This window comes from Paraburkholderia strydomiana (assembly GCF_031456815.1).
Taxonomy (GTDB): Bacteria; Pseudomonadota; Gammaproteobacteria; order Burkholderiales; family Burkholderiaceae; genus Paraburkholderia; species Paraburkholderia caledonica.
Window position 1 is genome coordinate 371,050 of the sequence record NZ_JAVDVL010000001.1, and the last position, 24,871, is coordinate 395,920.

The 24,871-nt window shown below is 61.0% G+C and carries 24 protein-coding genes and 1 pseudogene; 8 read left to right on the top strand and 17 right to left on the bottom strand.

The features are described 5' to 3' along the window. Nucleotides 1–49 precede the first annotated feature (49 nt). Nucleotides 50–1,510: a TolC family protein gene (locus tag J2W46_RS01660; protein ID WP_310350740.1), complete on the bottom strand. Its 1,461-nt coding sequence runs from the start codon at nucleotides 1,508–1,510 to the stop codon at nucleotides 50–52. Nucleotides 1,511–1,586: 76 nt separating this feature from the next. Between J2W46_RS01660 and J2W46_RS01665 the strand changes: the two genes are divergently transcribed. The 5 genes and pseudogenes from J2W46_RS01665 to J2W46_RS01685 all read left to right on the top strand — a co-directional run bounded on the left by J2W46_RS01665 (nucleotide 1,587) and on the right by J2W46_RS01685 (nucleotide 7,311). Next, entirely contained in the window at nucleotides 1,587–2,207 is a 621-nt protein-coding gene (locus J2W46_RS01665) for a TetR/AcrR family transcriptional regulator (protein ID WP_020070858.1), read from the top strand. 83 nt (nucleotides 2,208–2,290) lie between these two features. After that, the gene (locus tag J2W46_RS01670; protein WP_310350742.1) at nucleotides 2,291–3,406 is read left to right on the top strand and encodes an efflux RND transporter periplasmic adaptor subunit; all 1,116 of its coding nucleotides are present in this window, start codon (nucleotides 2,291–2,293) and stop codon (nucleotides 3,404–3,406) included. Then, entirely contained in the window at nucleotides 3,403–6,540 is a 3,138-nt protein-coding gene (locus J2W46_RS01675; RefSeq protein WP_310350744.1) for an efflux RND transporter permease subunit, read from the top strand. The genes J2W46_RS01670 and J2W46_RS01675 overlap by 4 nt, the downstream gene beginning before the upstream one ends. Before the next feature lie 31 nt (nucleotides 6,541–6,571). Continuing rightward, a pseudogene (locus J2W46_RS01680) lies at nucleotides 6,572–6,703 on the top strand (oxidoreductase); the annotation flags it as partial. A 74-nt stretch (nucleotides 6,704–6,777) separates the two neighbouring features. Beyond that, on the top strand, nucleotides 6,778–7,311 hold the full coding sequence (locus J2W46_RS01685; protein WP_310350746.1) for a MarR family winged helix-turn-helix transcriptional regulator: 534 nt from the start codon (nucleotides 6,778–6,780) through the stop codon (nucleotides 7,309–7,311). A gap of 71 nt (nucleotides 7,312–7,382) precedes the next feature. Here the strand turns inward: J2W46_RS01685 and J2W46_RS01690 are convergent, their stop codons facing one another. The 3 genes from J2W46_RS01690 to J2W46_RS01700 form a co-directional block, all read right to left on the bottom strand. Next, complete coding sequence (locus J2W46_RS01690) at nucleotides 7,383–8,507, bottom strand: aminotransferase (RefSeq protein WP_310350749.1); 1,125 nt, start codon at nucleotides 8,505–8,507, stop codon at nucleotides 7,383–7,385. A gap of 104 nt (nucleotides 8,508–8,611) precedes the next feature. Next, nucleotides 8,612–9,856 carry an NAD(P)/FAD-dependent oxidoreductase gene (locus J2W46_RS01695; RefSeq protein WP_310350751.1) on the bottom strand — a complete coding sequence of 415 codons (1,245 nt, stop codon included), beginning with the start codon at nucleotides 9,854–9,856 and terminating at the stop codon, nucleotides 8,612–8,614. A 93-nt stretch (nucleotides 9,857–9,949) separates the two neighbouring features. Beyond that, nucleotides 9,950–10,738, bottom strand: a complete 789-nt coding sequence (locus tag J2W46_RS01700; protein ID WP_027805069.1) for an ABC transporter substrate-binding protein — start codon at nucleotides 10,736–10,738, stop codon at nucleotides 9,950–9,952. Between the two features lie 236 nt (nucleotides 10,739–10,974). On the opposite strand from J2W46_RS01700, the gene J2W46_RS01705 reads away from it, so the two are divergent. After that, the gene (locus J2W46_RS01705) at nucleotides 10,975–11,946 is read left to right on the top strand and encodes an ornithine cyclodeaminase family protein (RefSeq protein ID WP_310350754.1); all 972 of its coding nucleotides are present in this window, start codon (nucleotides 10,975–10,977) and stop codon (nucleotides 11,944–11,946) included. Nucleotides 11,947–12,067: 121 nt separating this feature from the next. Next, a complete protein-coding gene (locus tag J2W46_RS01710) occupies nucleotides 12,068–12,712 on the top strand; it encodes a helix-turn-helix transcriptional regulator (protein ID WP_310350756.1) in 645 nt (214 codons plus the stop codon). A gap of 40 nt (nucleotides 12,713–12,752) precedes the next feature. Here J2W46_RS01710 and dhaK read toward each other — a convergent pair whose 3' ends face one another. From dhaK to J2W46_RS01770, 12 genes are all read right to left on the bottom strand, one after another. Continuing rightward, a complete protein-coding gene (gene dhaK, locus J2W46_RS01715) occupies nucleotides 12,753–13,742 on the bottom strand; it encodes a dihydroxyacetone kinase subunit DhaK (RefSeq protein ID WP_310350757.1) in 990 nt (329 codons plus the stop codon). A gap of 2 nt (nucleotides 13,743–13,744) precedes the next feature. Continuing rightward, complete coding sequence (gene dhaL, locus J2W46_RS01720) at nucleotides 13,745–14,386, bottom strand: dihydroxyacetone kinase subunit DhaL (RefSeq protein WP_088173794.1); 642 nt, start codon at nucleotides 14,384–14,386, stop codon at nucleotides 13,745–13,747. Next, nucleotides 14,383–15,420, bottom strand: a complete 1,038-nt coding sequence (locus tag J2W46_RS01725; RefSeq protein ID WP_020070869.1) for an ABC transporter ATP-binding protein — start codon at nucleotides 15,418–15,420, stop codon at nucleotides 14,383–14,385. The genes dhaL and J2W46_RS01725 overlap by 4 nt, the downstream gene beginning before the upstream one ends. Continuing rightward, entirely contained in the window at nucleotides 15,413–16,516 is a 1,104-nt protein-coding gene (locus J2W46_RS01730; RefSeq protein ID WP_310350760.1) for an ABC transporter ATP-binding protein, read from the bottom strand. The genes J2W46_RS01725 and J2W46_RS01730 overlap by 8 nt, the downstream gene beginning before the upstream one ends. Before the next feature lie 4 nt (nucleotides 16,517–16,520). Beyond that, nucleotides 16,521–16,715 (bottom strand): hypothetical protein, encoded by a 195-nt coding sequence (locus J2W46_RS01735; RefSeq protein WP_020070871.1) that lies wholly within the window; start codon nucleotides 16,713–16,715, stop codon nucleotides 16,521–16,523. Further along, nucleotides 16,712–17,665 (bottom strand): carbohydrate ABC transporter permease, encoded by a 954-nt coding sequence (locus tag J2W46_RS01740; protein ID WP_027778467.1) that lies wholly within the window; start codon nucleotides 17,663–17,665, stop codon nucleotides 16,712–16,714. Before J2W46_RS01740 ends, J2W46_RS01735 begins: the two co-directional genes overlap by 4 nt. Next, the gene (locus J2W46_RS01745) at nucleotides 17,662–18,618 is read right to left on the bottom strand and encodes a carbohydrate ABC transporter permease (RefSeq protein ID WP_027778466.1); all 957 of its coding nucleotides are present in this window, start codon (nucleotides 18,616–18,618) and stop codon (nucleotides 17,662–17,664) included. Before J2W46_RS01745 ends, J2W46_RS01740 begins: the two co-directional genes overlap by 4 nt. Nucleotides 18,619–18,684: 66 nt before the next feature. Then, nucleotides 18,685–20,016, bottom strand: a complete 1,332-nt coding sequence (locus J2W46_RS01750) for an ABC transporter substrate-binding protein (protein ID WP_020070874.1) — start codon at nucleotides 20,014–20,016, stop codon at nucleotides 18,685–18,687. A gap of 113 nt (nucleotides 20,017–20,129) precedes the next feature. Further along, nucleotides 20,130–21,149, bottom strand: a complete 1,020-nt coding sequence (locus J2W46_RS01755) for a LacI family DNA-binding transcriptional regulator (RefSeq protein WP_214880210.1) — start codon at nucleotides 21,147–21,149, stop codon at nucleotides 20,130–20,132. 224 nt (nucleotides 21,150–21,373) lie between these two features. Further along, entirely contained in the window at nucleotides 21,374–21,550 is a 177-nt protein-coding gene (locus J2W46_RS01760; protein ID WP_310350767.1) for a hypothetical protein, read from the bottom strand. Then, entirely contained in the window at nucleotides 21,547–22,380 is an 834-nt protein-coding gene (locus tag J2W46_RS01765) for a class I SAM-dependent methyltransferase (protein ID WP_020070877.1), read from the bottom strand. Before J2W46_RS01765 ends, J2W46_RS01760 begins: the two co-directional genes overlap by 4 nt. 138 nt (nucleotides 22,381–22,518) lie before the next feature. Beyond that, nucleotides 22,519–22,953, bottom strand: a complete 435-nt coding sequence (locus J2W46_RS01770) for a GFA family protein (RefSeq protein ID WP_310066729.1) — start codon at nucleotides 22,951–22,953, stop codon at nucleotides 22,519–22,521. 146 nt (nucleotides 22,954–23,099) lie between these two features. Between J2W46_RS01770 and J2W46_RS01775 the strand changes: the two genes are divergently transcribed. After that, the gene (locus tag J2W46_RS01775) at nucleotides 23,100–24,182 is read left to right on the top strand and encodes an AraC family transcriptional regulator (RefSeq protein ID WP_310350769.1); all 1,083 of its coding nucleotides are present in this window, start codon (nucleotides 23,100–23,102) and stop codon (nucleotides 24,180–24,182) included. A gap of 107 nt (nucleotides 24,183–24,289) precedes the next feature. On the opposite strand, the gene J2W46_RS01780 is transcribed toward J2W46_RS01775, so the two are convergent. Further along, entirely contained in the window at nucleotides 24,290–24,865 is a 576-nt protein-coding gene (locus J2W46_RS01780; protein WP_088173799.1) for a DUF308 domain-containing protein, read from the bottom strand. Nucleotides 24,866–24,871: the final 6 nt, after the last annotated feature.

Consider the following 24,871-nt stretch of genomic DNA (forward strand, 5'->3'; position numbering starts at 1 on the left):
GCCTTTTGCAAACGGAAGTGCCGACTGCAGCCCGCTAGCAGCGGTAGTCCTATCGGCTTGCAACGGCCGCCGGATCGGTAGGTTGCCACCCTCCTCCGAGCGCCTTGAACGCGGCAACCGCTGCGCGTGCCGATTCAGTTTGCGCCTGCACCCGCGCATCCGACGCGCGTAGCAGGTTGTCGTCGGCCTGCAGGACCTCGATCAGGCTGACGACACCTTTTTGGTAGGCCGCAAACGAGGCGGCTCGCGCACGGCCGAGCGAGTTCACACCCTGCGCGAGAACGGCGGCCTGCTCCTCGCGCTTCACGAGTGCAGAGAAAGAATTTTCGACGTCCTCGGTAGCGTGCAATGCGGCAAGCCGATATGCAGCGAGCAACTCGGCGTCCTGTCCTTTGGCTGCATTGATCTGCGCATTGATGCGGCCGAAATCGAACAGACGCCAGCGCAGGCCCAGCACGCCGGCGCCCTGACTGGCGCCGCCACTGAACAGGTTGCCGCTGGCGACCGAGGTGGCGCTCCCAATCAGTCCACTGAGCGACAGCTTGGGGTAATACTCAGCGATTGCCACGCCGATACGCGCGTTCGATGCAGCGAGGCGCCGCTCGGCCACGATCAGATCGGGGCGACGCCTGAGCAACTCGCCTGGCGATCCGGTGCCTGCGATTCGCGGAGCGGCCGGGATATCGCCGCCTTCGAGGAGTTCCGCCCGATGCGTGCCGGGCTGTGCACCCAGCATCACGTCCAGCGCGTTCATGGCCGCATCGAGACCGGCCTCCAGCACCGGGATGGATGCCTTCACCTGCGCCAGCGCGCCTTCTGCCTGGCTCACCTGAAGATCGGCCGCAAGCCCCTTTCCGTACAAAAGGTTGATGGTCGAGAGCAAATCCTGCTGCGTCTGCAACTGCTTGCGGGCCACCTGCAGACGAGCCTGCAATCCGCGAATCGTGATGTAAATGTCGGCGGTCTGTGCTGCCACAGCCAGGCGCGTGGCCGCTTCGCCCGCCTCTGAAGCCTGATAGTCGGCAAGTGCCGCTTCCCGCCCGCGGCGCAGGCCGCCAAACACATCCAGTTCCCAGCTCGCGCTGAGATTGGCTTCGTAGTCGTTGCCGTAGCGATCGAATCCGGGCGTTGAATTCAGGACACGTCCCAGCGGAGTTTCAACCGACTGGTAGACCCGGGCCGCCTGGCCGCTGACATTGCCAGAAGGCAGCAGCGCCGCATTCGCTGCCCCGAGTCCCGCGCGCGCCTGCGAGACGCGCGCGGCGGCTTGCGCGAGGTCCAGGTTCTGCTCCAGCGCGAGCGTAATGAATCGTGCGAGTTGCGGATCGCCGAAACCCGTCCACCACGTGATCAAGTCTGCACTCCCGGCTGCCTGGCGGTGATCTACCGCGGCCTGGCCCAGGAAATGGTCCGGCATGGCTACATCAGGCCGGCTATAGTCGGGACCGACAGCGCAGCCCGCCGACAGGCTGGCAGCAATGAGCGCGGCGAGGAGATGTTTGGGTAGCATGAGCGTCTCTGCGTGATTCTGACTGTGACTATAATACCAAATAGTCACTAGTTGTCCATTCCTGTATGCTTAGTCCATGAAAAACACTCCCACGCCTTCCGCAGTTCCCGCGCGCGGCCCGGCTGATCACGAAGTACGGGACCAGATCGTTGCCGCCGCTACCGAGCACTTCAGCCGGTATGGCTACGAGAAAACAACGGTCTCCGACCTTGCCAAGGCAATCGGTTTTTCCAAGGCCTATATCTACAAGTTCTTCGAGTCCAAGCAGGCCATTGGCGAGATGATCTGCATCAACTGCCTGCGCGAAATCGAAAGCGAGGTGCGTGCAGCCGTCGCAGAGACCGATCTGCCGCCTGAGAAGTTACGACGGATCTTCAAAGTCTTTACCGATGCGAGCCTCAGGCTGTTTTTCCGGGACCGCAAGCTCTATGACATCGCGGCGTCGGCCGCCACGGAAAACTGGCAGGCCGTGCAAGCCTATGAAGCACGCGTCCAGCAGTTGCTCCAGGAAATTCTGCAGGAAGGCAGGCAAAGCGGAGACTTCGAGCGCAAGACACCATTGGACGAAACCGCGATGGCGATCTACCTGGTATTGCGCCCTTATCTCAACCCGTTGCTTCTGCAGTACAACCGCGACACCACCGATGTCGCGCCTGCACAGCTGTCCAGTCTGGTACTGCGAAGTCTGTCGCCCTGACGCGATCGCTAGTTGTGACTCTTGACTTAATTGGTCACTAGAACCAGAATGAAGTCCTTCATCACCTCACCGATGGGACTTTCATGTTCTCGCGTCGCCTCGCCACTTCCGCACTCGCCTGTGCGCTCCCGTTTGCGCTAGCGGCCTGCGGCGAAAAAGCACCGCCCGACCCGCGCACCGAGGTGCCGCTGGTGCGCACCGCCATCGTCCAGCGCGCCGTGCCCGCGTCCCGCTCATTCACGGGGACCGTCGCGGCACGCGTCCAAAGCGACCTGGGTTTCCGTGTTTCCGGCAAGGTGCTGGAGAGACGGGTGGACGCCGGCCAAACGGTCAGGCGCGGCCAGCTGCTGATGCGCCTCGACCCCATCGATCTCAAGCTGGCCGCAAAGGCCCGGCAGGAGGCGGTCACCGCTGCGCGGGCGCGAGCGCAGCAGACCGCGCAGGACGAGGCGCGGTATCGAGACCTGCGCGGCACGGGTGCGATTTCGGCTTCGGCCTACGACCAGACCAAGGCGGCCGCCGACGCAGCCAAGGCGCAGCTCAGCGCGGCCGAGGCTGACGCCGACGTGGCGCGCAATGCGACGGGCTACGCCGATCTGGTGGCGGACGGCGATGGCGTCGTGATGGAAACGCTGGCCGAACCGGGCCAGGTCGTCAGCGCCGGACAGCCCGTGGTGCGACTGGCCCACGCGGGCCGCCGCGAGGCTGTGATCCAGCTTCCGGAAACTCTGCGTCCCGTCATCGGGTCGGTCGCCCAGGCGGCCCTGTTCAGCGACAGCGGCGCCAGCGTGCCAGCCACGCTGCGCCAGCTTTCTGATACGGCAGATCCGCGTACCCGCACCTTCGAAGCGCGTTACGTGTTGCAGGGTGCGCTGGCCGACGGGCCGCTAGGCGCGACCGTCACGATCGAGATACCGGACGCACGTGTGGCGCTCCAGGACGGCATGCAGGTGCCGATCGGCGCGGTGCTCGACGCGGGCAAAGGGTCTGGCGTGTGGGTCGTCAACGGCGAGCCGGCCAAGGTTGCATGGCGGCCGGTGACGGTCCTTCATCTGGGCGACGACAGTGCGCGCGTGTCCGGTAAGTTGGAGCAAGGCGATCGCGTCATTGCCCTCGGTGCCCATTTGCTGCGCGAAGGCGAGCAGGTCCGCGTGTCCGGACAGGCCGTAGCGATGGCGAACGAAGGAGCACGTCCGTGAGCGAAGGCCGATTCAATCTCTCGGCGCTCGCCGTGCGCGAGCGTTCCATCACCCTGTTCCTGATCTGCCTGATATCGCTGGCCGGGCTCCTGTCGTTCTTCAAGCTGGGCCGCGCCGAAGACCCGGCGTTCACCATCAAGGTGATGACCATCGTCAGTGTATGGCCGGGCGCCACCGCTCAGGAGATGCACGATCAGGTCGCCGAGAAAATCGAAAAGCGCATGCAGGAGCTGCGCTGGTACGACCGGACCGAGACCTACACGCGGCCCGGCCTGGCGTTCACAACGCTGACGTTGCTCGACAGCACACCTCCGGCGGAAGTGCAGGAGGAGTTCTACCAGGCCCGGAAAAAAATCGGCGACGAGGCAGCCAACCTTCCCGCTGGCGTGATCGGCCCGATGGTCAACGACGAATACGCGGATGTCACGTTTGCGCTTTTTGCACTGAAGGCGCGGGGCGAACCGCAACGGCTGCTCGTGCGCGATGGCGAGACGCTGCGCCAGCGGTTGCTCCACGTGCCGGGGGTGAAGAAGGTCAACATCATTGGCGAGCAGGCCGAGCGCATCTACGTCCAGTTCTCGCATGACCGGCTGGCAACGCTCGGGGTCAGCCCGCAGGACGTGTTCGCCGCGCTCAATGGCCAGAACGCGCTGACGCCGGCCGGCTCGGTGGAGACCAAAGGTCCGGAAGTGTTCATTCGCCTCGACGGCGCCTTCGACAACCTGCAGAAGATCCGCGACACGCCGGTCGTCGTGCAGGGCCGCACGCTGAAGCTGTCGGACATTGCCACCGTCGAGCGCGGTTATGAAGATCCGGCGACATTCCTGATCCGCAACAACGGCGAACCCGCGCTGCTGCTCGGCATCGTCATGCGCGACGGCTGGAACGGGCTCGATCTCGGCAAGGCACTGGACAGCGAGGTCGGCGCAATCAACGGCGGACTGCCGCTGGGCATGAGTCTGACGAAGGTCACCGATCAGGCCGTCAACATTCATTCGGCGGTCGACGAGTTCATGCTCAAGTTTTTCGTCGCCCTGCTAGTGGTCATGTTCGTGAGCTTCGTGAGCATGGGCTGGCGCGCGGGCCTCGTGGTTGCCGCCGCCGTGCCGTTGACGCTGGCCGTCGTGTTCGTGGTGATGGCCGCGACCGGCAAGAACTTCGACCGCATCACCCTGGGGTCCCTGATTCTGGCGTTGGGCCTGCTGGTGGACGACGCGATCATCGCTATTGAAATGATGGTGGTGAAAATGGAGGAAGGCTACAGCCGTGTGGCCGCCTCCGCCTATGCCTGGAGCCATACTGCCGCACCCATGCTGTCGGGCACGCTGGTGACGGCGGTCGGCTTCATGCCCAACGGCTTCGCGAGGTCCACCGCAGGCGAATACACGAGCAACATGTTCTGGATCGTCGGCATTGCGCTGATCGCATCCTGGGTCGTGGCCGTGGTCTTCACGCCCTATCTCGGCGTGAAGATGCTGCCCGACTTCAAAAAGGTCGATGGCGGGCACGACGCAATCTATGACACGCCGCGCTACAACCGCTTCCGTCAGGTGCTCACGCGCGTCATCGCACGCAAATGGCTGGTCGCCGGTTCGGTCGTTGCCCTCTTCGCCCTGGCCATCCTCGGCATGGGCGTGGTCAAGAAGCAGTTCTTCCCGATCTCCGACCGTCCCGAAGTGCTGGTTGAAGTGCAAATGCCCTACGGCACAGCGATTTCACAGACCAGCGCCGCCTCGCAAAAGGTGGAGGCATGGTTGTCCGGACAGAAGGAAGCCAGGATCGTCACGGCTTACGTCGGGCAAGGTGCGCCGCGCTTTTTCCTGGCCATGGGACCGGAACTGCCCGATCCATCGTTCGCGAAAATCGTGATCCGCACTGACAGTCAGGAGGAACGCGATGCATTGAAGGCGCGACTGCGGCGAGCCATCGCCGACGGTCTTGTTCCCGAAGCACGCGTGCGCGTCACGCAACTCGTGTTCGGGCCGTATTCGCCGTTTCCGGTCGCCTATCGCGTCACCGGCCCGGACCCGGACAAGCTGCGTGGAATCGCGGCTGAAGTTGAGCGGGTGATGCAGGCAAGTCCGATGATGCGCACGGTCAATACCGACTGGGGCACGCGCTCACCAGCGTTGCATTTCGTCTTGCAACAGGACCGCTTGCAGGCGGTGGGACTGACGTCCAGCGCCGTCGCACAACAGTTGCAGTTCCTGCTCACCGGCACACCTGTCACTGCGGTGCGTGAAGATATCCGTACCGTGCAGGTGATCGCCCGTTCGGCCGGCGATGTGCGTCTCGACCCTGCCCGGCTCGGCGACTTCACGCTGGCCGGCGCGAACGGGCAGCGTATTCCGCTGTCGCAGGTGGGTAAAGTCGATGTACGCATGGAGGAGCCGATCTCGCGTTGGCGAGACCGTGTGCCGACAATCACGGTACGCGGCGACATTGCCGACAACCTGCAGCCACCGGACGTCTCAACGGCTATCACCACGCAGCTTCAGCCGATCATCGCGAAGCTTCCGAGCGGCTATCGCATCGAGCAGGCGGGCTCCATCGAGGAATCGGCCAAGGCAACGACCGCCATGTTGCCGCTGTTTCCGATCATGCTGGCGATCACGCTGGTCATCATCATCTTTCAGGTGCGTTCGATCTCTGCGATGGTGATGGTGTTCATGACGAGCCCACTCGGCCTGATCGGCGTAGTGCCGACACTGATCCTGTTCGGGCAGCCGTTCGGCATCAACGCACTGGTCGGACTCATTGCGCTCTCGGGCATCCTGATGCGCAACACGCTGATCCTGATCGGGCAGATTCACCAGAACGAAAATGCCGGACTCGATCCGTTCAATGCGGTCGTCGAAGCCACTGTGCAGCGTGCACGCCCGGTGATCCTCACGGCGATGGCGGCGATCCTGGCCTTCATCCCGCTGACGCATTCGGTGTTCTGGGGAACCCTCGCTTACACGCTAATCGGCGGCACGTTCGCCGGGACGATTCTCACACTCGTGTTCCTGCCGGCCATGTTCGCGATCTGGTTCAAGATCCGCCCCGGCAGCCCTGCGAGTGCGCACAAGAGCCGGGATCACCTGTCATCGCGTTATGAACCGATAACGCAGGATGTAGTCGACGCGCGTTAAACAACCATCAGTTCACCAAATGGAGTTGTTCATGTCGAATTCCACGGTTGTCGTTGTGACCGGCGTGTCATCGGGTATCGGACGCGTCGCCGCCGGAAAGTTTGCGAGGCGAGATTGCCGCGTGTTCGGCCCAGTGCGCCGCTTCATGCCCTCCGGCCCCGTCGATGCAAGCTTGAGGAAGACTTTCGGGCTCGCGTGATGTCCTCTTTTTGTCGCAAGATGGCCGGAATCGCAGATATGGAAAGTCAGAATTGCGAGTCGTCGATGCCCGCAATCGCAGAGATCTCCGCGCTCGCGCTCAATCACTTTTTCGCCCAGCGGGCAATGCGCGCATTCGGGGCTCATATCGACGAAGCACTGCGGCATACGGACGTCAACGCATCCCAGTTCTGCATGCTCGCTTTGCTACATCTGCGCGAATCACTCGTTTTCGGCGACATGGCAGCGCAACTGGAAATGGACCGATCGAATCTCTCGGCCAATCTGACGCCGTTGTTCCGCCGCGGTCTTATCGCCGCTATCGGCCACGAAGGAGATCGACGCAAACGCCAGCTCGTCGTGACGAGCGAAGGCCGACAAGCCGTGGCTTCAGCAATGATCCCCTGGATGCGTGCCTATCAGGACACCTTTGCGTTTGTGCGACTGATCGATCTCGATTCAATGCGCGAACTTTTTCACGTGATTCGGGATATGAAAAGGCTCGACAACGTGAACGACGCCAGCCGCGCTTCTGCCTGCCCGGAACCTCGACTGCTGCTGCGCATTGACTAGCCCGGTCATTCAGGCTCGCATGTCATGGGGCCCCGCGGTCACCGAGGTGCGATCTAGCGCACCTCGCCAACTCAATGACTCTGACCAGCGAGAAATTCCGACAACCTACCGAGCCCCGCTTCTAGCACGCTGCGGTTATTGGCGTAGCCAAGCCGCACGTAGCCTTCCATATCGAGCGCACTGCCAGGTGTCAGCATTACACCCGTCTGCTCGATCAACGCGGTGCAAAACTCGCGTGACGACATGGGCAGGTCATACTTCAGAAGTGCAGTTGTTCCCGACCTCGGCTTTAGATAACTGATAGCAGGTTCTTTTGCGATCCACGCATCCACGATAGCAAGGTTCGTCCGCACGATGTCCTGGTTGCGGGCAAGAATGGCCGCGCGATTCTCCAGCGCGATCGATGCAAAATGATCATCGATCATCCCCACACTAATGGTGTTGTAGTCCCGATGTATCGCTACCGCGCGGATAAGATCCTTCGGCCCGGCGATCCAGCCGAGACGCAGTCCGGCGAGCGAATACGTCTTCGACATACTGCCCGTGCTGATGCCGCGCTCGTAGAGGTCGGCCATCGACGCCGTATAGCCGCTGCCTTGCTGATCCGTGCCGCGATAAACCTCATCGCACAAAACATACGCGCCGCACGAGCGCGCGATGTTTCCCACCTCTGTTAGAAATTTCTCGTCCATCAACGAACCGGTGGGGTTGTTAGGATTGTTGATAGCTATCAGCCGTGTCCTGTCATTCACCAGACTGCGCAGTTCCGCGAGATCAGGAAGAAAACCGTTCTCTTCGCGCAGCTTCAAAATGCGTACATCAGCACCGTAGCTTTCCGGAATCGAGTAGTGCTGCTGATAGGTGGGCAGCACTGAAATCACGGTGTCCCCCGGTTCGACCAGCGTCTCGTACACCAACGCGTTTCCGCCAATCGCGCCATGCGTCACTATCACATTCTCGGGCGACTGACGGTCGTACATTGTCGAAATTGCTTCGCGCAAGCGCGCCGATCCTTCAATCGCGCCATAGGTGAGCTTCAGCGAGCGCAACTCGCCCAGGATGCTGTCCTGCTTGTGTGCGAGCGTGAGCAACTGATCGACCGTCAGCGACTCGACGCACGTCTCCGCAAGGTTATAGGTGCATTTCGTTTCATACTCATCCATCCAACGCTCAACCCCGAAATCCTTGATCTTCATCTCACACTCCCAGGACATACATGGAATAGCCGTTTCACCGAAAGCGGTAAAACGATCAGGACATCTCGCCACGCTGCCCGTCGCAGCGAAGCGTTTCCATAGCGCTAACGACTGAACCGTTCGACACGGAACGGATGCGGATCTGCAAATGTCGGTTCCCCGGTCATCATTTCCGCTAGCAATCGCCCAGTCGCGGGCCCGAGCGTCAGCCCGTGGTGGTTGTGTCCGAAGGCAAACCAGAGCCCGGTGTGACGCGGTGCGCGTCCGATCACAGGACGCATGTCGGGCGTGCAAGGCCGCAGGCCGAGCCATGGACTGTCATCGAGCCGCTCACCGAGACCGAAGCTCGGCCGCACAAAACGTTCCGCCCTTCCAAGCTGGATGCCTGTCGGTTCCGCGTCGCGCCGCGCGATCTCCACTCCGGTGGTCAGCCGCAGACGCCCTTCCATCGGCGCCACTACATAACCCTGCTCTGCGTCGACGATCGGCATCGAGAGCATGGGCCGGGTCGGGCGGTAATGCATGTGATAGCCGCGCTTCACGCGAAGGGGGATGCGATAGCCAAGCGGCGCGAACACGCAGTCCGACCACGGACCGAGCGCCACCACGGCTTCCTTCGCGCTAATTCGCCCCGACGTTGTCTGGACCGTCCATGCGCCCGCTCGTCCGATTAACGTGGCAGCGTCTCCAGTAAGGACCACTCCGCCGCTCGCTTCGAAAAGGCGTGCGTAGCCCTTTGTCAACGCGCCGGGATTGACGACGCTCATTGGGTCCTGCCAATGCAGTGCGCCACAAAATCCGCCAACCGCGCCCGGTTCCCGCGCGGCGAGCGTCGCACCATCGAGTACTGAAACGCGCAAACCGTAACTACCGGCCGTGGCCTCGGCCGCCGCCGCCTCGCGCGCCAATCTTGCTGGCGTGCGATAGGCGTCGATCCAGCCCGTAGCGCGCACGAGATGTTGAAGCTCTGCACGCTTGATCAAGCGCTCATGTTCCGTGACGCTTCGCTCAATCAACGGCAACATGTCCCGCGCGGCAGCCATCAATCGCTCGGCGGAAGACTCCCACCAGAAACGCGCAAGCCACGTCGCGAAATGCGGCACGGCACGATAATCCCAGTACAGGTCGGTCGAACGATTTTTTGCAAAGCGCAGCAACGTTCTCAGGTCCCGCGGGAAACCGTACGGAACCACGGCGGCCCTCTCAATCAGCCCCGCATTGCCGAAGCTGGTCTCTTCGCCGGGAGCGCGCCGGTCTACGAGTGCCACGCGGCGGCCGCGGTCCTGAAGATGTAGCGCGCACGACACGCCCACTATCCCCCCGCCCAGCACGATGACGTCGAAATCCATAGAGTTGCTTTCGTGTCCCTGACGGCGCACGGCGAAAGATTCGTGCGTCTGGCAGCGGGCTGCGCGATGACCTTCCGCCGGCTCGTCGATGCGTTATCTGGCGATGATGTCCTGCTTGAAGTACTTCTGCGAAAGACTGCTCAACGTGCCGTCTTTCTTCAGCGCATCAAGCGCGGCATCGACTTTCGCGACCAACACCTTGTCGCCCTTGCGAAGGCCCCAACCGGTGCCTTCTCCCAGAGTAGCAGGATCGCTCAGCGGCTTGCCGACGATCGCATACTCGTGGCCTGCGGGCTTTACGAGAAATCCATCCTGCACCGTTTGTGCTTCCTGAACCGCGGCGTCGAGGCGTCCGGCAACGAGATCGGCGTAGACCTGATCCTGGTCCGCATACGGAACGACGGTCACGCCGGCAGGCGCCCAATGACGCTTCAGGAAGTCTTCCTGTGAGGAGGCCTGCAGCACGCCAACACGTTTGCCCTGCAGACTCTTCACGTCCGGCAGCAGGCCGGAGGCACGTCGGGCCACCATCACGATCGGCACTACGTAGATTGGTTTCGTGAATTCAATCGACTGCTTGCGCTTCTCAGTGATGTTCATCGCCGAATTGATCACATCGAATTTTCGCGCTTGCAATGCCGGGATCAGTCCATCGAACGCGTTCTCGACCCACACACACTTCATGCCCAGCTTTGCACACACTGCGTTGCCCACATCGACGTCGAAGCCTTGCAGTTGACCAGTGGGGGACTTGCTTTCAAACGGCGGATAGGCCGCCTCTATGCCAAAGCGCAGGGTTTCCTGGCTCTGGGTGGTAACGGTGCTCAGAGAAGCTGCGGTGGCAGCGACAAGGAGAAGTGAGAGCTGGAGCTTCCGGAACATGAGAGGTCCCCTGTGTGGTCGGGCGGCGACGGTTGACTGCATGGACAACGGCCGATAGGCCTGGTTTGAGACATCGGATGAAGCGGCAGGATCGTCGCCTCACACTTGCTCTGGAATGACAGTCTATTCTGGACAAACAGAAAATCAAGTGTTTTCTAAAATAAAAGTCCAGTCTGGACGTTTTGACTTAGAATGCCTTCATCGCCGACCCCGGCAACATTGCGGAGCGCAAGTCAATGAGCATGTCAGATAGAGGGTTACCCCTGATCGTCGATCAACACGCAGTGCTGGAAGCACTGCCTTATCTCGACGTGCGCAACGTGCTTGCACGCATGTTTCGCGCGCTTGGCAGTGACATGGCCGTGCAACCGGAGCAGACGCTGACTCCGTTTCCGCAAGGCGCCGGTGACTTCATTACCTACCTCGGCGTGATGGCGGATGCGAAGGTGTTCGGTGCAAAGCTCTCGCCGTACATCGTCACGCAGGGGAAGCCCGTCATCACCGCATGGACGGCCCTGATGTCCATGGATACGGGACAACCGCTGATGTGGTGTGACTCGGGCCTGCTGACGGTGGAGCGCACAGCCGGCGCAACGGCACTGGCTGTCGAACAGCTTGCCAGCGGCACGGCGACACGCCTTGCGATCATTGGTTCGGGCGCGGTAGGACAGGCTCATTTGCGCCATCTCGCACCGGTCAGGCCGTGGGAGTCGATCCGGATCTTTTCGCCGGAGCTTGCCAGCGACACAACGAAGTGTGCGCAGTCGGCGGCGCTCGATCACAGAGTCGCCATTTGTGAACGAATTCAGGAGTGTGTCGCTGCCGCTGACGTGATTGCGCTGTGTACATCCTCCGGCACACCGGTTCTGCACGAAAGCATGCTGGACAAGCCAGCGCTTATCACGTCTATCAGTACCAACGTGGCGAACGCTCACGAAGTCCCACCCGCCTGGCTTGCCAGCATGGACGTCTACTGCGACTACCGCAACACCACACCCTCGAGCGCGGGCGAGATGAAACTCGCCGCGGAACACCATGGCTGGCGCGCCGAATCGATTGTGGGTGATCTCGCGGAACTGATGTGTGGCAAGGCGGCCAAGCCATCGTACCGAAAGCATGCGTTCTTCCGCTCGATCGGTCTGGGCCTTGAAGACGTCGCCATTGCCTATGAACTCTTTACGTACCTGAATAAGCGAGCTCGCGTGTAAGTGGCTGCCAAATGAAGACGATGAAGGCACCTGCTCGCTGGAATGATGGGGGCGCCCATCGTGGCAAAATGCGGACTCTGTGCCCGTGCGAATCTTGAGAAAATTGCGAGCAGTCACCCAAATGCGAAAACCTAAGACAACGGCCAGCCGTCGGCTACTCCTCGACCGATACAGTCGCGTTGCTGATGGCATTGCCCTACTGTTCTTTCCATACGTCGAGATCGCGATCCACGACCTCGCTAGCCAGACGGTCGCCTACATCGCCAATAACCTTTCAAAGCGCGAACTGGGCGACGACTCTGCACTGGAAGAAATCGATCACTCGGCGGACTCCGGTACGGTCGGTCCCTACGAGAAAACCAATTGGGACGGACGGCGGATGCGCTGCGTGAGCACCGTCCTGTTCGACGACGCCGGAACTGCTGTTGGCATGATGTGCGTGAACTACAACATCTCGGTGTTCGAAGACGTCAAGAGTGTCATAGATCGCGTGATTTCCGGCGCCGGCGTGGTTAAACAGCCCGAAGAGCTATTCAAGGACGACTGGCAGGAACGCATCAACACTTTCCTTCACGCGTGGCTTCAGGAGCGTCAGCTGGCACTCAATTCCCTGACTCGAGATCATCGCCGCGAGATCGTCGAGGCGCTTTGGGCGGAAGGCGCTTTCAAAGGTAAAAGCGCGGCCAACTACGTCGCGAATGTGCTGGGAATGGGACGCGCTACCGTCTACCAACATATCAGGGACTTGCGAGGCGCGGCGGCTTGAAGCGACAACAAGGCGCGGCGGCTCACGCCGCCGCCTTGTGTTACACGCCCCACCTCAGCGCCGGCGTATGCACCGCGCTGTCCCAGTGCTTCGTCATCTGTTCGTCGAGCATGCAAAGCGTGATTGAAGCGCCGGCCATCTCGAGCGACGTGGTCAGCGACCCAACCTGCACACGGGCGATTTTCAGATCCCGCTTTTCGAGCCACGCGCGCGTCGAATTGAAGAGCAGATAAAGCTCGCCAAGCGGCGTGCCGCCAAGGCCGTTCACCAGCACCAGCAAGCCCGCGCCCGCAGCCGGCTTCAAATCGTCGACTATCGCGGTGAGCAACTCCGCCGCGATCGTATCAGCGGACGCAAATTTCGCACGCCGCCTGCCCGGCTCGCCATGTATGCCGACACCGACTTCGATTTCATCGTCGCCGATCTTGAAGGTCAGCGTGCCGGCTGCCGGCACTGTGCAACTGGAGAACGCAACGCCCATCGAAGCCGTACGTTTGTTGATGCGATCACCAAACGCCTTGCATTCGTCGAGGCTCGCGCCGCTTTCCGCGAGGCTGCCCACCAGCTTCTCGACGATGACCGCGCCCGCGACCCCACGGCGCCCGGTCGTATAGCTGGAGTTCTCCACCGCGACGTCGTCGTTGATCAGGACCATCGCGTTGGGCACCTCGGACATCTCCGAGGCCATTTCGAAGTTCATCAGATCGCCCGAATAGTTCTTCACGATGAACAGCACGCCCGCGCCGGTATCGACGGCCTTGGCGGCAGCCATCATCTGGTCGGGTGTCGGCGACGTGAAAATCTGGCCTGGGCACGCGGCGTCGAGCATGCCGTGGCCGACAAATCCCGAATGCAGCGGTTCGTGCCCGGAGCCGCCGCCCGAGACAAGCGCGACCTTTCCCGGCTTCAGGTCCTTACGCCGCACGAACACCGGTTCACGATTGAGTACGACCAGGTCGCTATGCGCCGCGGCGAATCCCGCCAGGCTCTCGGCGAGAAAATCGTCCACATGATTGATGAATTTTTTCATCGTCATGCTCCTTGTCCGTTGTGTTGCGCGAGTCGCGCGCATACCGAGGCAATCATGATCTGGCTGGAGCGCGCGCCCGGATCGATATGCCCGCGGGAGCGCTCTCCGAGAAACGATGCGCGTCCCTTGGTTGCCAGCATGTCGCGCGTTGCCAGCATGTTTTCCTCGGCGACTCGCGGCAAGGTGTCGAGCACCGTTCGCGCCGCTGCGTTTTCTGCCGCCAACTGCTCGAAGCGCTGCGCGACCGGTATCAACACGTCCATCATCGTCTTGCTGCCGACGCCGGTCTTGCCTCGTTGCCCAACGGCCTCCACCCCCGCCGCAAAGATGCGAGCGAAGCCAGCCACATCCATTGCATTGTTCGCGGACGCTTTCGCCATACCGTTGAGCAATGAGAAGAACAATGGACCCGACGATCCGCCCACCGTGGACAGCACCTTGGACGCCGCGATCTCGAGCGCGGGGCCGAGAGGTTGCGCCGCGATCTCCGCGCGCACCGCAAGGAGCGCTTCCATGCCGCGCAGCAGATTGAAAATGTGATCTCCATCGCCGATCTGCTGGTCGAGCGACGCAATCTCGTCGGTGTGCTCCTTCAACGCCGCATACGCGGCGTCGATGCACGCCATGACCGTTTCGCCGTTCATGTCGGGATCCTCCTGCCGTCGGCATGGAAATATAAAAGGCTGCGTGGAGGCAATGACACGCCGACCCGTTGCCCCGGTGAGAAACTGCGCTCAGTGACGGTCGTGGCGACCACGGCGGTTCCGGCGCGATCCAGAATCAGCAGATGACGCAGCGGCGAATATTCGAGCACCGTGAGATCGAGTGCATCCTGTGCGCCGCTCGCGTGACCTTCAGCCGGGTCGTGCAGCACGATGTCTTCGGGACGAATCCCGACGGTCGCCGTGCCCGCCGGCATGTGTGCCGAGTCGAACAGTGTGGGCGGCAACAGGTTGATCGGCGGAGAGCCGAGCCGTTGCGCGGCGCTCAGCGAGACCGGATTGCCATACACCTCGCGCGGCGTGCCGAGTTGCACGAGACGACCATGATCGAGAATACCGATGCGATCCGCGAGCGTAGTCGCTTCGACCTGATCGTGCGTGACATAGACGATGGTGGCACCAATCGTACGATGCAGGCGCTTCAGTTCGATGCGCAACTCCTCACGCAGCTTCGCATCGAGCGACGACAGCGGCTCGTCCATCAGAAACGCCTTGGGCTGCCGCACGAGCGCGCGCCCAATCGCCACACGCTGCATCTCCCCGCCGGACAAATGTGTGGCCATGTTGTCGAGTTTCGCTTCCATATGCAGCATTTCCGCGACCGCGTGAACCCGCGCACGCACATCCGCCTCGCTGCTGCGCCGTCTCGGCGAGCGCAGCGGAAACGCGAGGTTGCCGAACACGGTCAGGTGCGGATAAAGCGAGTACTGCTGGAAGATAAAGGCAACATCGCGATCGGACGGATGCACACCCGTCGCAATCGTCCCGTCGATCAGCACGTCGCCCGCGTCGGGCCGCTCGAGTCCGGCGATCAGACGCAGCGTCGTGGTCTTGCCCGCGCCGCTCGGTCCGAGCAGCACCACGAACTCGCCGTCGGCCACGTCGATCGAAATATCGTCCACCGCCGCGATGTCGCCGAAGCGTTTGGACACGTTGCGCAACTGGATTTCAGCCATGAGCTTCTCCATGTGCAGGAATCGTGCGAGCGGCGCCCGGCAGCAACCGGCCGCTCTGCGCGTCGTACAGCAGCGTGCGATCCTTGCGGAATGACAAACCGACCGGCGATCCGGCCGGCAAGCCATCGTCTTTGCCGACTCGCACCCGCACGACGCCCAGCGCGGTTTCCACCACCAGCACCTGATGCGAACCGAGGTATTCGTCGGCAATGACCTTGCCGCGCAGCGGGCCGTGCTCATCGATCGTCACATGCTCGGGACGAATGCCCAGCAGCACGCGTTCAGCGCCAGCCTCCGAGCGCGGCACCGGCACTGCTGCGCCGTGCAGCAGGACTTGTTCGTCGCCCGCGTCCACACCGCCATCTGCCGCGAGGAAATTCATGGGCGGACTGCCGATAAAATTGCCGACGAACACCGTCGCCGGAAAGTGGTAGATCTCGTGAGGGGGTCCGGCTTGCAGTAACTCGCCTTTGTTCATCACGACAATGTCGTCGGCCATCGCCATCGCTTCGCTCTGATCGTGCGTGACATAAACGGTCGTCGCGCCCAGTGCGTTATGTAGCTTGCGCAACTCGAGACACATCAGTTCGCGGAAATCCGCATCGAGCGTGCCGAGTGGTTCGTCCATCAGAAACGCTTTCGGCTGCCGAACGATCGCCCGGCCCAGCGCCACGCGTTGCCGGTCGCCGCCGGACAGGCCGCCTGTTTTGCGATCGAGAATGTTCTCGATGCGCAGCATGTGCGCGGCGGCATCCACACGCGCCGCGATCTCCTTGCGCGACACATGCTCGTTCCTGAGCGGAAAAGCGATGTTGTTACGCACGGTCATATGCGGATAGAGCGCGAACATCTGGAACACAAATGCAATGTCGCGTTGACGCGCGCGCAATTGCGTCACGTCGTCACCGTCTATCAGGATCTGGCCGGAGGTGGGCAACTCCAGGCCCGCTATCATGCGCAGCGTCGTAGTTTTGCCGCAGCCCGACGGACCCAGCAACACGACGAAGCGCCCCGCGCCAATAGTCAAACTGGTGTCGCGCACAGCGACGAAGTCGTCGAAACGCTTGTGAAGGTTGGCAAGAACGATCGTCGACATGGCGTCAGTCCGGGAAATGACTGGTCACGACAAACGCCAGGGCACCGACCAGGACCACGGGAAACGACCACGTGAACAGTGTCAGCGAAAACGGCTGCACCAGCATTGCCATGCCGAGACCGATCAGTGCGGTCGACACTGCCTCGCTGTAACCGCGGCGCAGATAGTGTCTTTGTGGCAGAACGGACTCTCGTTTCATTTGCGCACCGCTCCAAAGGTGATGCCGCGCAGCAGGTGCTTGCGCAACACGACAGTGAAGATGAGGATAGGCACCACGAAAAGCGTCGTCGCGGCCGCGACGGCCGGCCAGTCCTGACCGCCCTCGCCAATAATGAACGGAATGAACGGCGGCATGGTCTGGGCATCGCCGCTCGTGAGTAGCGACGCGAATGCGTACTCGTTCCACGCGAAGATCAGGCAAAAGATGGCGGTCGCGGCAATGCCCGTAATGGCCTGCGGCAGCACGACCTTAACGAACGCCTGAAGCCGCGTGTAGCCATCCACGAGCGCGGCCTCTTCGTACTCGCGCGGAATCTCGTCCATGAAGCCCTTCAGGAGCCAGACCGCCAGCGATACATTGACCGCTGTATAGAGCACGATCATGCCGACGTAACTGTCGCTCAGGCCGAGAGCCCGATACATCAGGTAAATCGGAATGGCGACTGCAATCGGCGGCATCATGCGCGTCGACAGAATGAAAAACAGCAGGTCGTCGGCAAGCGGCACCTTGAAACGGGAGAACGCATAGGCCGCCAATGTGCCGAGAAATACCGCGAGAAAAGTCGAGCCAAAACCGATCACCAACGAATTGACGAAGCGCGGCAATACTTTGGACGGGCCGGCAATCACCATGTTTCGCTTGCGTACGTCGCGCTCATACCAGGTCTGCGCGGGCGGAAGACTCGCAATGAATTCCGGCGTTTGCCGCGAACGGATCGTGAACAGATTCACATAGCCTTCCATCGACGGTTGAAACAACACGACAGGTGGATAGGCAATGGCATCTTCCTGCGTCTTGAAGCTGGTCAGGCAGATCCACAGAATCGGCAAGATCGCGATCAATGCGTAAGTGATGACAATCGCAGCGGCAAAGCGCTTGCCGCGTGGCGAAGAAGCCACCACCGAATGTTGAGCGGTAGTCGGTCTCATCGCTGTTTCACCCGGTTGAGCGCCTTGACGTAAATATTCGCCGCACCGAATACCGTCACGAACAGAATGATTGCCAATGCGGATGAGTAGCCTGTCTGCCATTTCTCGAAGGCAGCGCGCTTCAGTGTGATCGATACGGTTTCGGTTACTGAACCGGGTCCGCCCGAAGTCAGCAGGTTCACCATGTCGAACATCTTGAAGTTCTCGATACCGCGAAACAGCACGGCCAGCATCAGGAACGGCAATGTCATCGGCAACGTGATCGACCAGAACTGCCGCCACGGTGTGGCGCGATCCACCTCGGCGGCTTCGTAGATATAGTCGGGAATCGAGCGCAGGCCCGCTAGGCAGATGAGCATCACGTACGGCGTCCACATCCATGTATCGACCATCACGATGGTCCACGGCGCGAGCGACACGTCGCCGATCATCTGAAACGAGCCCGGCGCAATGCCGGTGAAGAAGCCGACGATATCGTTGAACAACCCCGTTTGCGGTTGCAGCAGAAAGGTCCAGAAGTTACCGACCACCGCCGGCGACAGCATCATCGGCAGCAGGATCAGCGTGGTCCAGAAGCTGTGGCCGCGGAACTGCCGGTTGATGAGCAACGCGAGGCCGAAACCCAATAGCACTTCGAGACCGACCGACCAGAACACGAAACGCGCCGTTACCTGCATTGCGTACCAGATGTCTTCGTCGGTGAGAATGTCGACGTAGTTGTCGATTCCGACAAAGCGCGCCGGCACGCTCGGCATGTTCGACTTGAAGTTCGTGAACGACAGACGCAATGCCCAGATCAACGGAAAGATGTTGATCGCGAGCAGCAGCAGGATTGTTGGAAGAATGAACAGCCACGCAATGGTCCTGTCCGACAATCCAGTCAGACGCGTGTGCGCGCGCGCCGCCGCCGGCGACTTCATTCCCGCCGACGAAAAAGGCTTGTTTGCCAGCATGCCTCGCTCCTTTAAAGGCATCGGCGGCATCCGTGCAGGCGCCGCCGGTCCCGTCCTCGATACGCGCTAGTTCTTGCCTTCCGCCTTGAAGACCTTGTTCCAGTCTTTGACGAGCAAGTCCAGCGCTTCCTTGGCCGTGCCCTTGTCGGCCACCACGTAGTCGTGCACCCGCTTCTGCATGTCGAGCAGGAGTTCCGCATAAGTGGGCTCGGCCCAGAAGTCTTTGACGATCGACATCGACTTCAGGAACGCCGGCGCAAAGGGCGCGCTTTTCGGAAAGTCGGGCGCATCGACCACTGATTTCGCCGCCGAATAACCGCCAAGCTGCCACCACTTCTTCTGGACGTCCGGTTGCGCGAACCACTTGATGTACTCGAGCGCATCGTCTTTATGATCCGAATAAGCGACGACAGAAATGCCCTGTCCGCCGAGCTGCGTGTACTGCTTCGTTTCGCGCGGGTTGACGAAGAAACCGATCTTGTCGCCGCCCACATTCGGGTCTTTGTAGAGTCCGGGGAAGAATGCAAACCAGTTCATTTGCATGGCCACCTGGCCGGACTTGAAGGCATCCAGCCCTTCCTGCATGTACGCGTTGGTCATGCCCGGCGCCGTGCAGCACTTGTAAAGCGCCTTGTAGTACTCCAATCCCTTGACCGCGCCCGGCGAGTTGACGAAGCCGTCGAGGTGGTACGGCTTCTTCGGGTCCTGATACTCGAAGCCGAAGTTGTAAAGCGCATTGGTCACGCCCATTGTGATGCCTTCGGAACCGCGCTCCGTGAAGATGTAGACACCGTAGACCGTCTTGCCGTCTATCTTGCGGCCCTGGAAGAACTCCGCGGTTTGCTTGAGTTCGTCCAGTGTGGTGGGCGGTTCGAGTTCGCGTTTATATTTCTGCTTGAATTCGGCACGCAGTTCAGGACGAGCGAACCAGTCCTTTCGATACGTCCAGCCCACTGCGTCCGCCATGGCCGGCAACGCCCAGTAATTAGGCGTGTTCTTCGGCCACTCCGCGTATCCCACTACAGTCGCCGGCACGAAGTCGTTCATCGAAATCTTGTTCTTCGCGAAGAAATCGTTGAGCTTCACATAGTGCCCGTTGACTGCCGCGCCGCCGATCCATTGGCTGTCGCCGATGATCAGGTCACATAGTTTGCCATGCGAATTAAGTTCGTTAATGAAGCGATCCGCGTAACTCGTCCACGGCACGAACTCGAACTTCATTTTGATGCCGGTTTTCGTGGTGAAATCTTTCGACAATTCGACGAGTGCATTGGCCGGGTCCCATGCTGCCCAGCATAGCGTCAACTGCTTGTCCTGTGCCTGCGCGCCCGGTGCCATGCCGAGTCCCAACGCAATGATGCCCGCCGCTATTACCCTTGCTGACGTAAGACGTAACATTTGTCTTCTCCTTGTCTTTCCCGGGTCTCCAACCTGCTGTGGAACAGCGCCCATGCGCCGGGTGCTGTATTTGAGCTCAGCGGATTCGCACTGCAATCCGCGTGTCGCGAGCTTCAGGCATGCGCATTCTCACGAAGATAGATTCTGGTTTCCGGCGTTGGAATGGCGAGCGCGCCACGCACGTCGTTAAGACAATTGATCGCAACGAGGCCCGACCAGTGGACGATGCCGCGCACGTCCTGATCGAGGATCACGTCGATAGCACGTTCTGATAACTGCGTGCGCGTCGCCGCAGTGCATTGATGGCCGACCAACACGAGGCGAGCCTTGTCGCCGGATTCCTGCAATGCTTTCGCGATGCCCGAAATGCCGCCGCCCGTTGCATAAACGCCAACCAGATCCGGGTGACGCGCAATGAGACCTTGCGCGGCGAGGCCCGCGCCGTCGTCGTCTTCGGTGAAGTCCGGTTCGGCGATCCAGCGCAGATTGCGGAAGTCTTCTTCGAGCACCTGTGAAAACCCGGTGCGCCGTTCGAGTTGATCGTGCAGGCGCGATGAGCCCGACAGGACCGCCACCGTGCCGATGCGCGCACCGAGAAAGCGGCCCATCAACGCACCGGCCATGCGTCCTGCGATCCGGTTATCGACGCCGACATATGCTGCGCGACGGCTGGCGGGCAAATCGGAGAAGACCGTGACAACGGGCACGCCTGCATCGCTCGTGTCTTCGATAAGACGTTCGACCGCTGGATAGTCAAGCGGCACGAGTACCAGCGCGTCGTAGTCGATGACCTGCTGCGCGAAAGCAATGGTGTCGCGATGAGATGAGAAGTCGCACCGGTAAAACGACGGAATGATCCGGTGCTCGCGGAAGAAGCTCGCGGACAGTGCGATGTCACGCTCGACGTGATCGAGAAAGCGCGAATTGACTTGAGGGAGAACGAAGGCGACGCGATAGGAATTGAGCTTGGCGGGACGACCGCGACTCGCGCGGTCGTCCCGCAGCGCCGCGAGTGCCAGATGCACGCGCTCTGCCGTTTCGGGACGCACGGCCTGGTCGTCGCGCAACACACGATCGACCGTGGCAACGCTCACGCCCGCGCGACGCGCAATCATCATACGTGTAGCCGGCATGTGTCTCCTCCGCTGCCGAGCCCGAACTGCTTTGTTTAATCAAGGTAGTTTTTCCCGCGTGAAATGCAAGTTTTTTCGCAGCAGTAAACGCATCATTTTTGACAGCACGAATGCGCTGCGTCTCCCCATGAGCGTCATGCGTGGCGCGCGTGGTATGAGGAAATGAATTGAGCTTTACCGCGCACGAAGGCGCGGTAAAGCAGCAGATTGCAATGAAGCGGCAGTCAAGCCGCAAGACCCAACACCGTCAGGACGAACCGAAGACCGAAAAAGCACGCCGACGAGCACAGTGGCAACGCAATCATCACCGAACCGTGCCGGAGACCGATCACGCAAGCGATCGACCAGAGGCGCGAGGCGGATCCGAGCAGGACGGCGACGCTGCGCTCGACGCCGTTCATGATCGTTCCACCACCACTTCGAGATACTCACTCGGCAGCACGAGCGTCGCGTCGCCGGACCGGTTGCGGCTCTTTATCAAGGTCATCAGATCGCTGAGAAGCGCTGCTTGCCGCTCGCCGTCGAGTGCGCCAAATGCCTTGTTCACCGGTCCATAAAACGTGCGGAAGACTTCGACGAAATGTTCTGGGGAGCGGTAACGGAACGTGAAATGGCGGCTGTTCGCGTCGATCTTCCGGGTCTTCCCTTCGAACAGTGTTTCCAGCCGCGCCTTCGTGCCCCACAGCGCAGGCGATGCTACGCCCACGGGTGGCGGAATGTGCATGCCGATTGTCTTGAACACCTGTCCGATGAAGCTATCCGGTGTCCAGTTCGCGAGGCCGATGCGGCCGCCCGGTTTGCACACACGCGCCAGTTCAGCCGCTGCCTTCTCCTGGTCCGGAGCGAACATCACACCGAACGTCGACATGACGATATCGAACGAGGCGTCCGGGAACGGCAGCGCTTCCGCGTCCGCTTCCTGAAACTTGACGGCAAGACCCTCTGCTTGTGCCCGGGCACGGCCGGCGTCCAGCAGTGAGGCGACATAGTCAGTGGAGGTGACATCGCACCAGCGGCGCGCGGCCGCCAACGTTGCATTGCCATTGCCTGCTGCAACGTCGAGCACGCTCGAACCGGCGCGTAGGTCTAGCGCTTCGCACAGAGTTTCACCGACGATCTGCAGCGTCGTGCCGACGACAGCATAATTGCCGGTCGACCACGCGGCCTGTTGACGGACCTTGACGGCAGCGAAATCTGCGACGGGCGAAAAAGAAGAATCGACTGCGGACATAAACGACTCCTGAGAACCAAGGGCAGCGGTGAGTCAATGCTCGAAGTTGCTGCCATTCAGATGACGCCGCGAACTTGCACTGCGAGAAGGCCCGCGCGACGATCGGGCGAATCGAACCTGAACCGCGAGGTGCAATGGTTATTCGGCGACGCTGATACCCGAGCCGCCCATTTCCCCCGGCAGATCTTTTTGCTTGGGCAGACCGTCTTGCATTCGAAGGCGCGACTCCGTGTAATGAACGTGCACACCGGGTTCATATGGGAAGTCGGCGATGACCGCGGCGTACACGTCGATCAGTTCGAGCCCGGGATGTTCGGTAAAGAGATGTCCACCACATGACTTGCACCACTTGCGGTAGCTATGCGGCGTCTTGTTGTAAGTGCCGATATCATCGGCGCCGCGAGTAACGTTCAGCGCCTCGGGCTTCCACAGCGTGAACGCATTGACGGGCGCCGCCGACCAGCTTCGGCACGACTCGCAATGGCAATAGCCCATGCCCGCGGGCTCCCCGGTTACGGTGAATTGCACTGCGCCGCAAAAGCATTGACCGCGATAGGTCTCTGGGTAACTCATGTCGTTCTCCTGATGGTGTAATTCGACGCTCTACCGTTCGTTGTTGCGGATTCGCGTGAGTGCTAGTATCGGGACGCAAGCCATATCGGTGAATGACCGGTCGTCCAGATGTTTTGCGCAGGACGCCGAAACTGATGGACAACACCATGGATGCTCTTTCCGACGTACTTCGCCTCGTGCATCTAAGTGGAGCGGTGTATCTAAGCGCAGACTTCACTGCACCCTGGTGTGTTTTCGGCGAGGCGACCCGGGAGTTGTGCGTGTCGTTTCTTCCGCGTGCGGAGCGCATCGTCTCCTATCACCTCATCACCGAAGGAAGCTGTCGCGCACGACTCGTCGACGACCCCTCATCCGCTATCTGCGTCGATGCCGGAGAACTTCTCGTGGTACCGCAGGGTGAAGCGCATCTAATGGGCAGCTCTCTAGAACTCGAACCGGCGCCCTCTCACCAGATGCTGTCGCAGTATCTGGAAACCACACCGGGCGACGTGATCAGGTTGAGTTACGGTGGGGGCGGTGCGAAAACGCGGCTCATTTGCGGCTTCCTCGCCTGCGACGACACGCTGACCAATCCGGTGCTGTCGGCATTGCCCCGTATGTTCAAGATCGACATGCGCAACGACGCGAGATCCGCGTGGCTGGAGTCATCGTTGAAACTCGCGGCTTTGGAAGCAGCCGAATGGCGCGTCGGCAGCGCGATCGTGCTCGGTCGTTTGTCAGAACTGCTTTTCGTGGAGGCGGTACGGCGTTGTGTCGATTCGCTGCCCGCAGACCGCAAAGGATGGCTGGCCGGCGTCAGCGATCGTTTCGTGGGACGATCGCTCGCGTTGATGCACGCGCAACCGGCGCATGGCTGGACGGTCGATGAACTTGCCCGCAAAGCGGGCCTCTCGCGTTCGGCGCTCGCACAGCGCTTTACTCAATTGCTCGGCCAGCCACCGATGCAATATCTGGCGCGCTGGCGTCTGCAAATCGCGGCACAGGCGTTACGTGACGGAGCGCAGTCGCTTACGGCTATTGCGGAGCGGGTCGGCTACGAGTCGGAGGCGGCGTTTAATCGCGCATTCAAGCGTGAATTCGGTTTGCCGCCCGCCAGTTGGCGACGCAGCCACTTGACGACGGACGGCCACGATTCGATGTCCGACTCGGCCGATGCGGGTTTTCTCTCAGGCGAACGTTCGCCCGACGTCGGCGGCAAGGCCGGCGTCAGCGGAATCTCGCCTCTATAAAGCGGTTCTAGGTGCGGCGGAAAAAGAACATCCGGCCAATATCGAACGACTCATGAAGCACATGCAGAGCGAATGGCGTCGTGAGAATGGCCAGTTCTTTCCGCCGTTCAGGCGACCTTGCGGCGCAGCCGGCGTGCATAGAGCCAAACAGCGGAAACCAGATAATAGATTGCGCCCACCGCGGCGTATCCCGCTATGCGTGAGATAGCCGGGGGCATCGCCACTCCGGCTTGCACGATGAAGTAAGCACCTGCGAGCGCCGATTGCGCGCCGCTCAGAACCATCGCCCATTGCGCGGAAGAGCGCTTCCAGCGGCGCAACGCAGTTCCGAGTTGCAGGAGCCCTGACAGTATCGCCCACGCCCCGAAGACGCCAAGCACCCAGCTCATACTGGTTCTCAACGCCAGAATTACCGCGATCGCCGTGATGACGCTGATGACAATGTTGATTGCCTGCGTGCGGCTTTCCGCCATTCCGCCGCTGCGCGACATGTCGAAGTAATTGGCCAGCGCGTCCCACGCGGGATAGACGAGAAGCAGAGCCGCTGTCGCCTCCGGTGAGCGTTGCCCGACCGAAAAAGCAAGTGCGACCCAAACCGCTGAAAACGCGGTCCGCATAAAGTAGTAACGCGTTAGCCAGTGTTCTTCTCGAACGCTATTGGCATTCATGGGATGTTCATTCATTGCAAT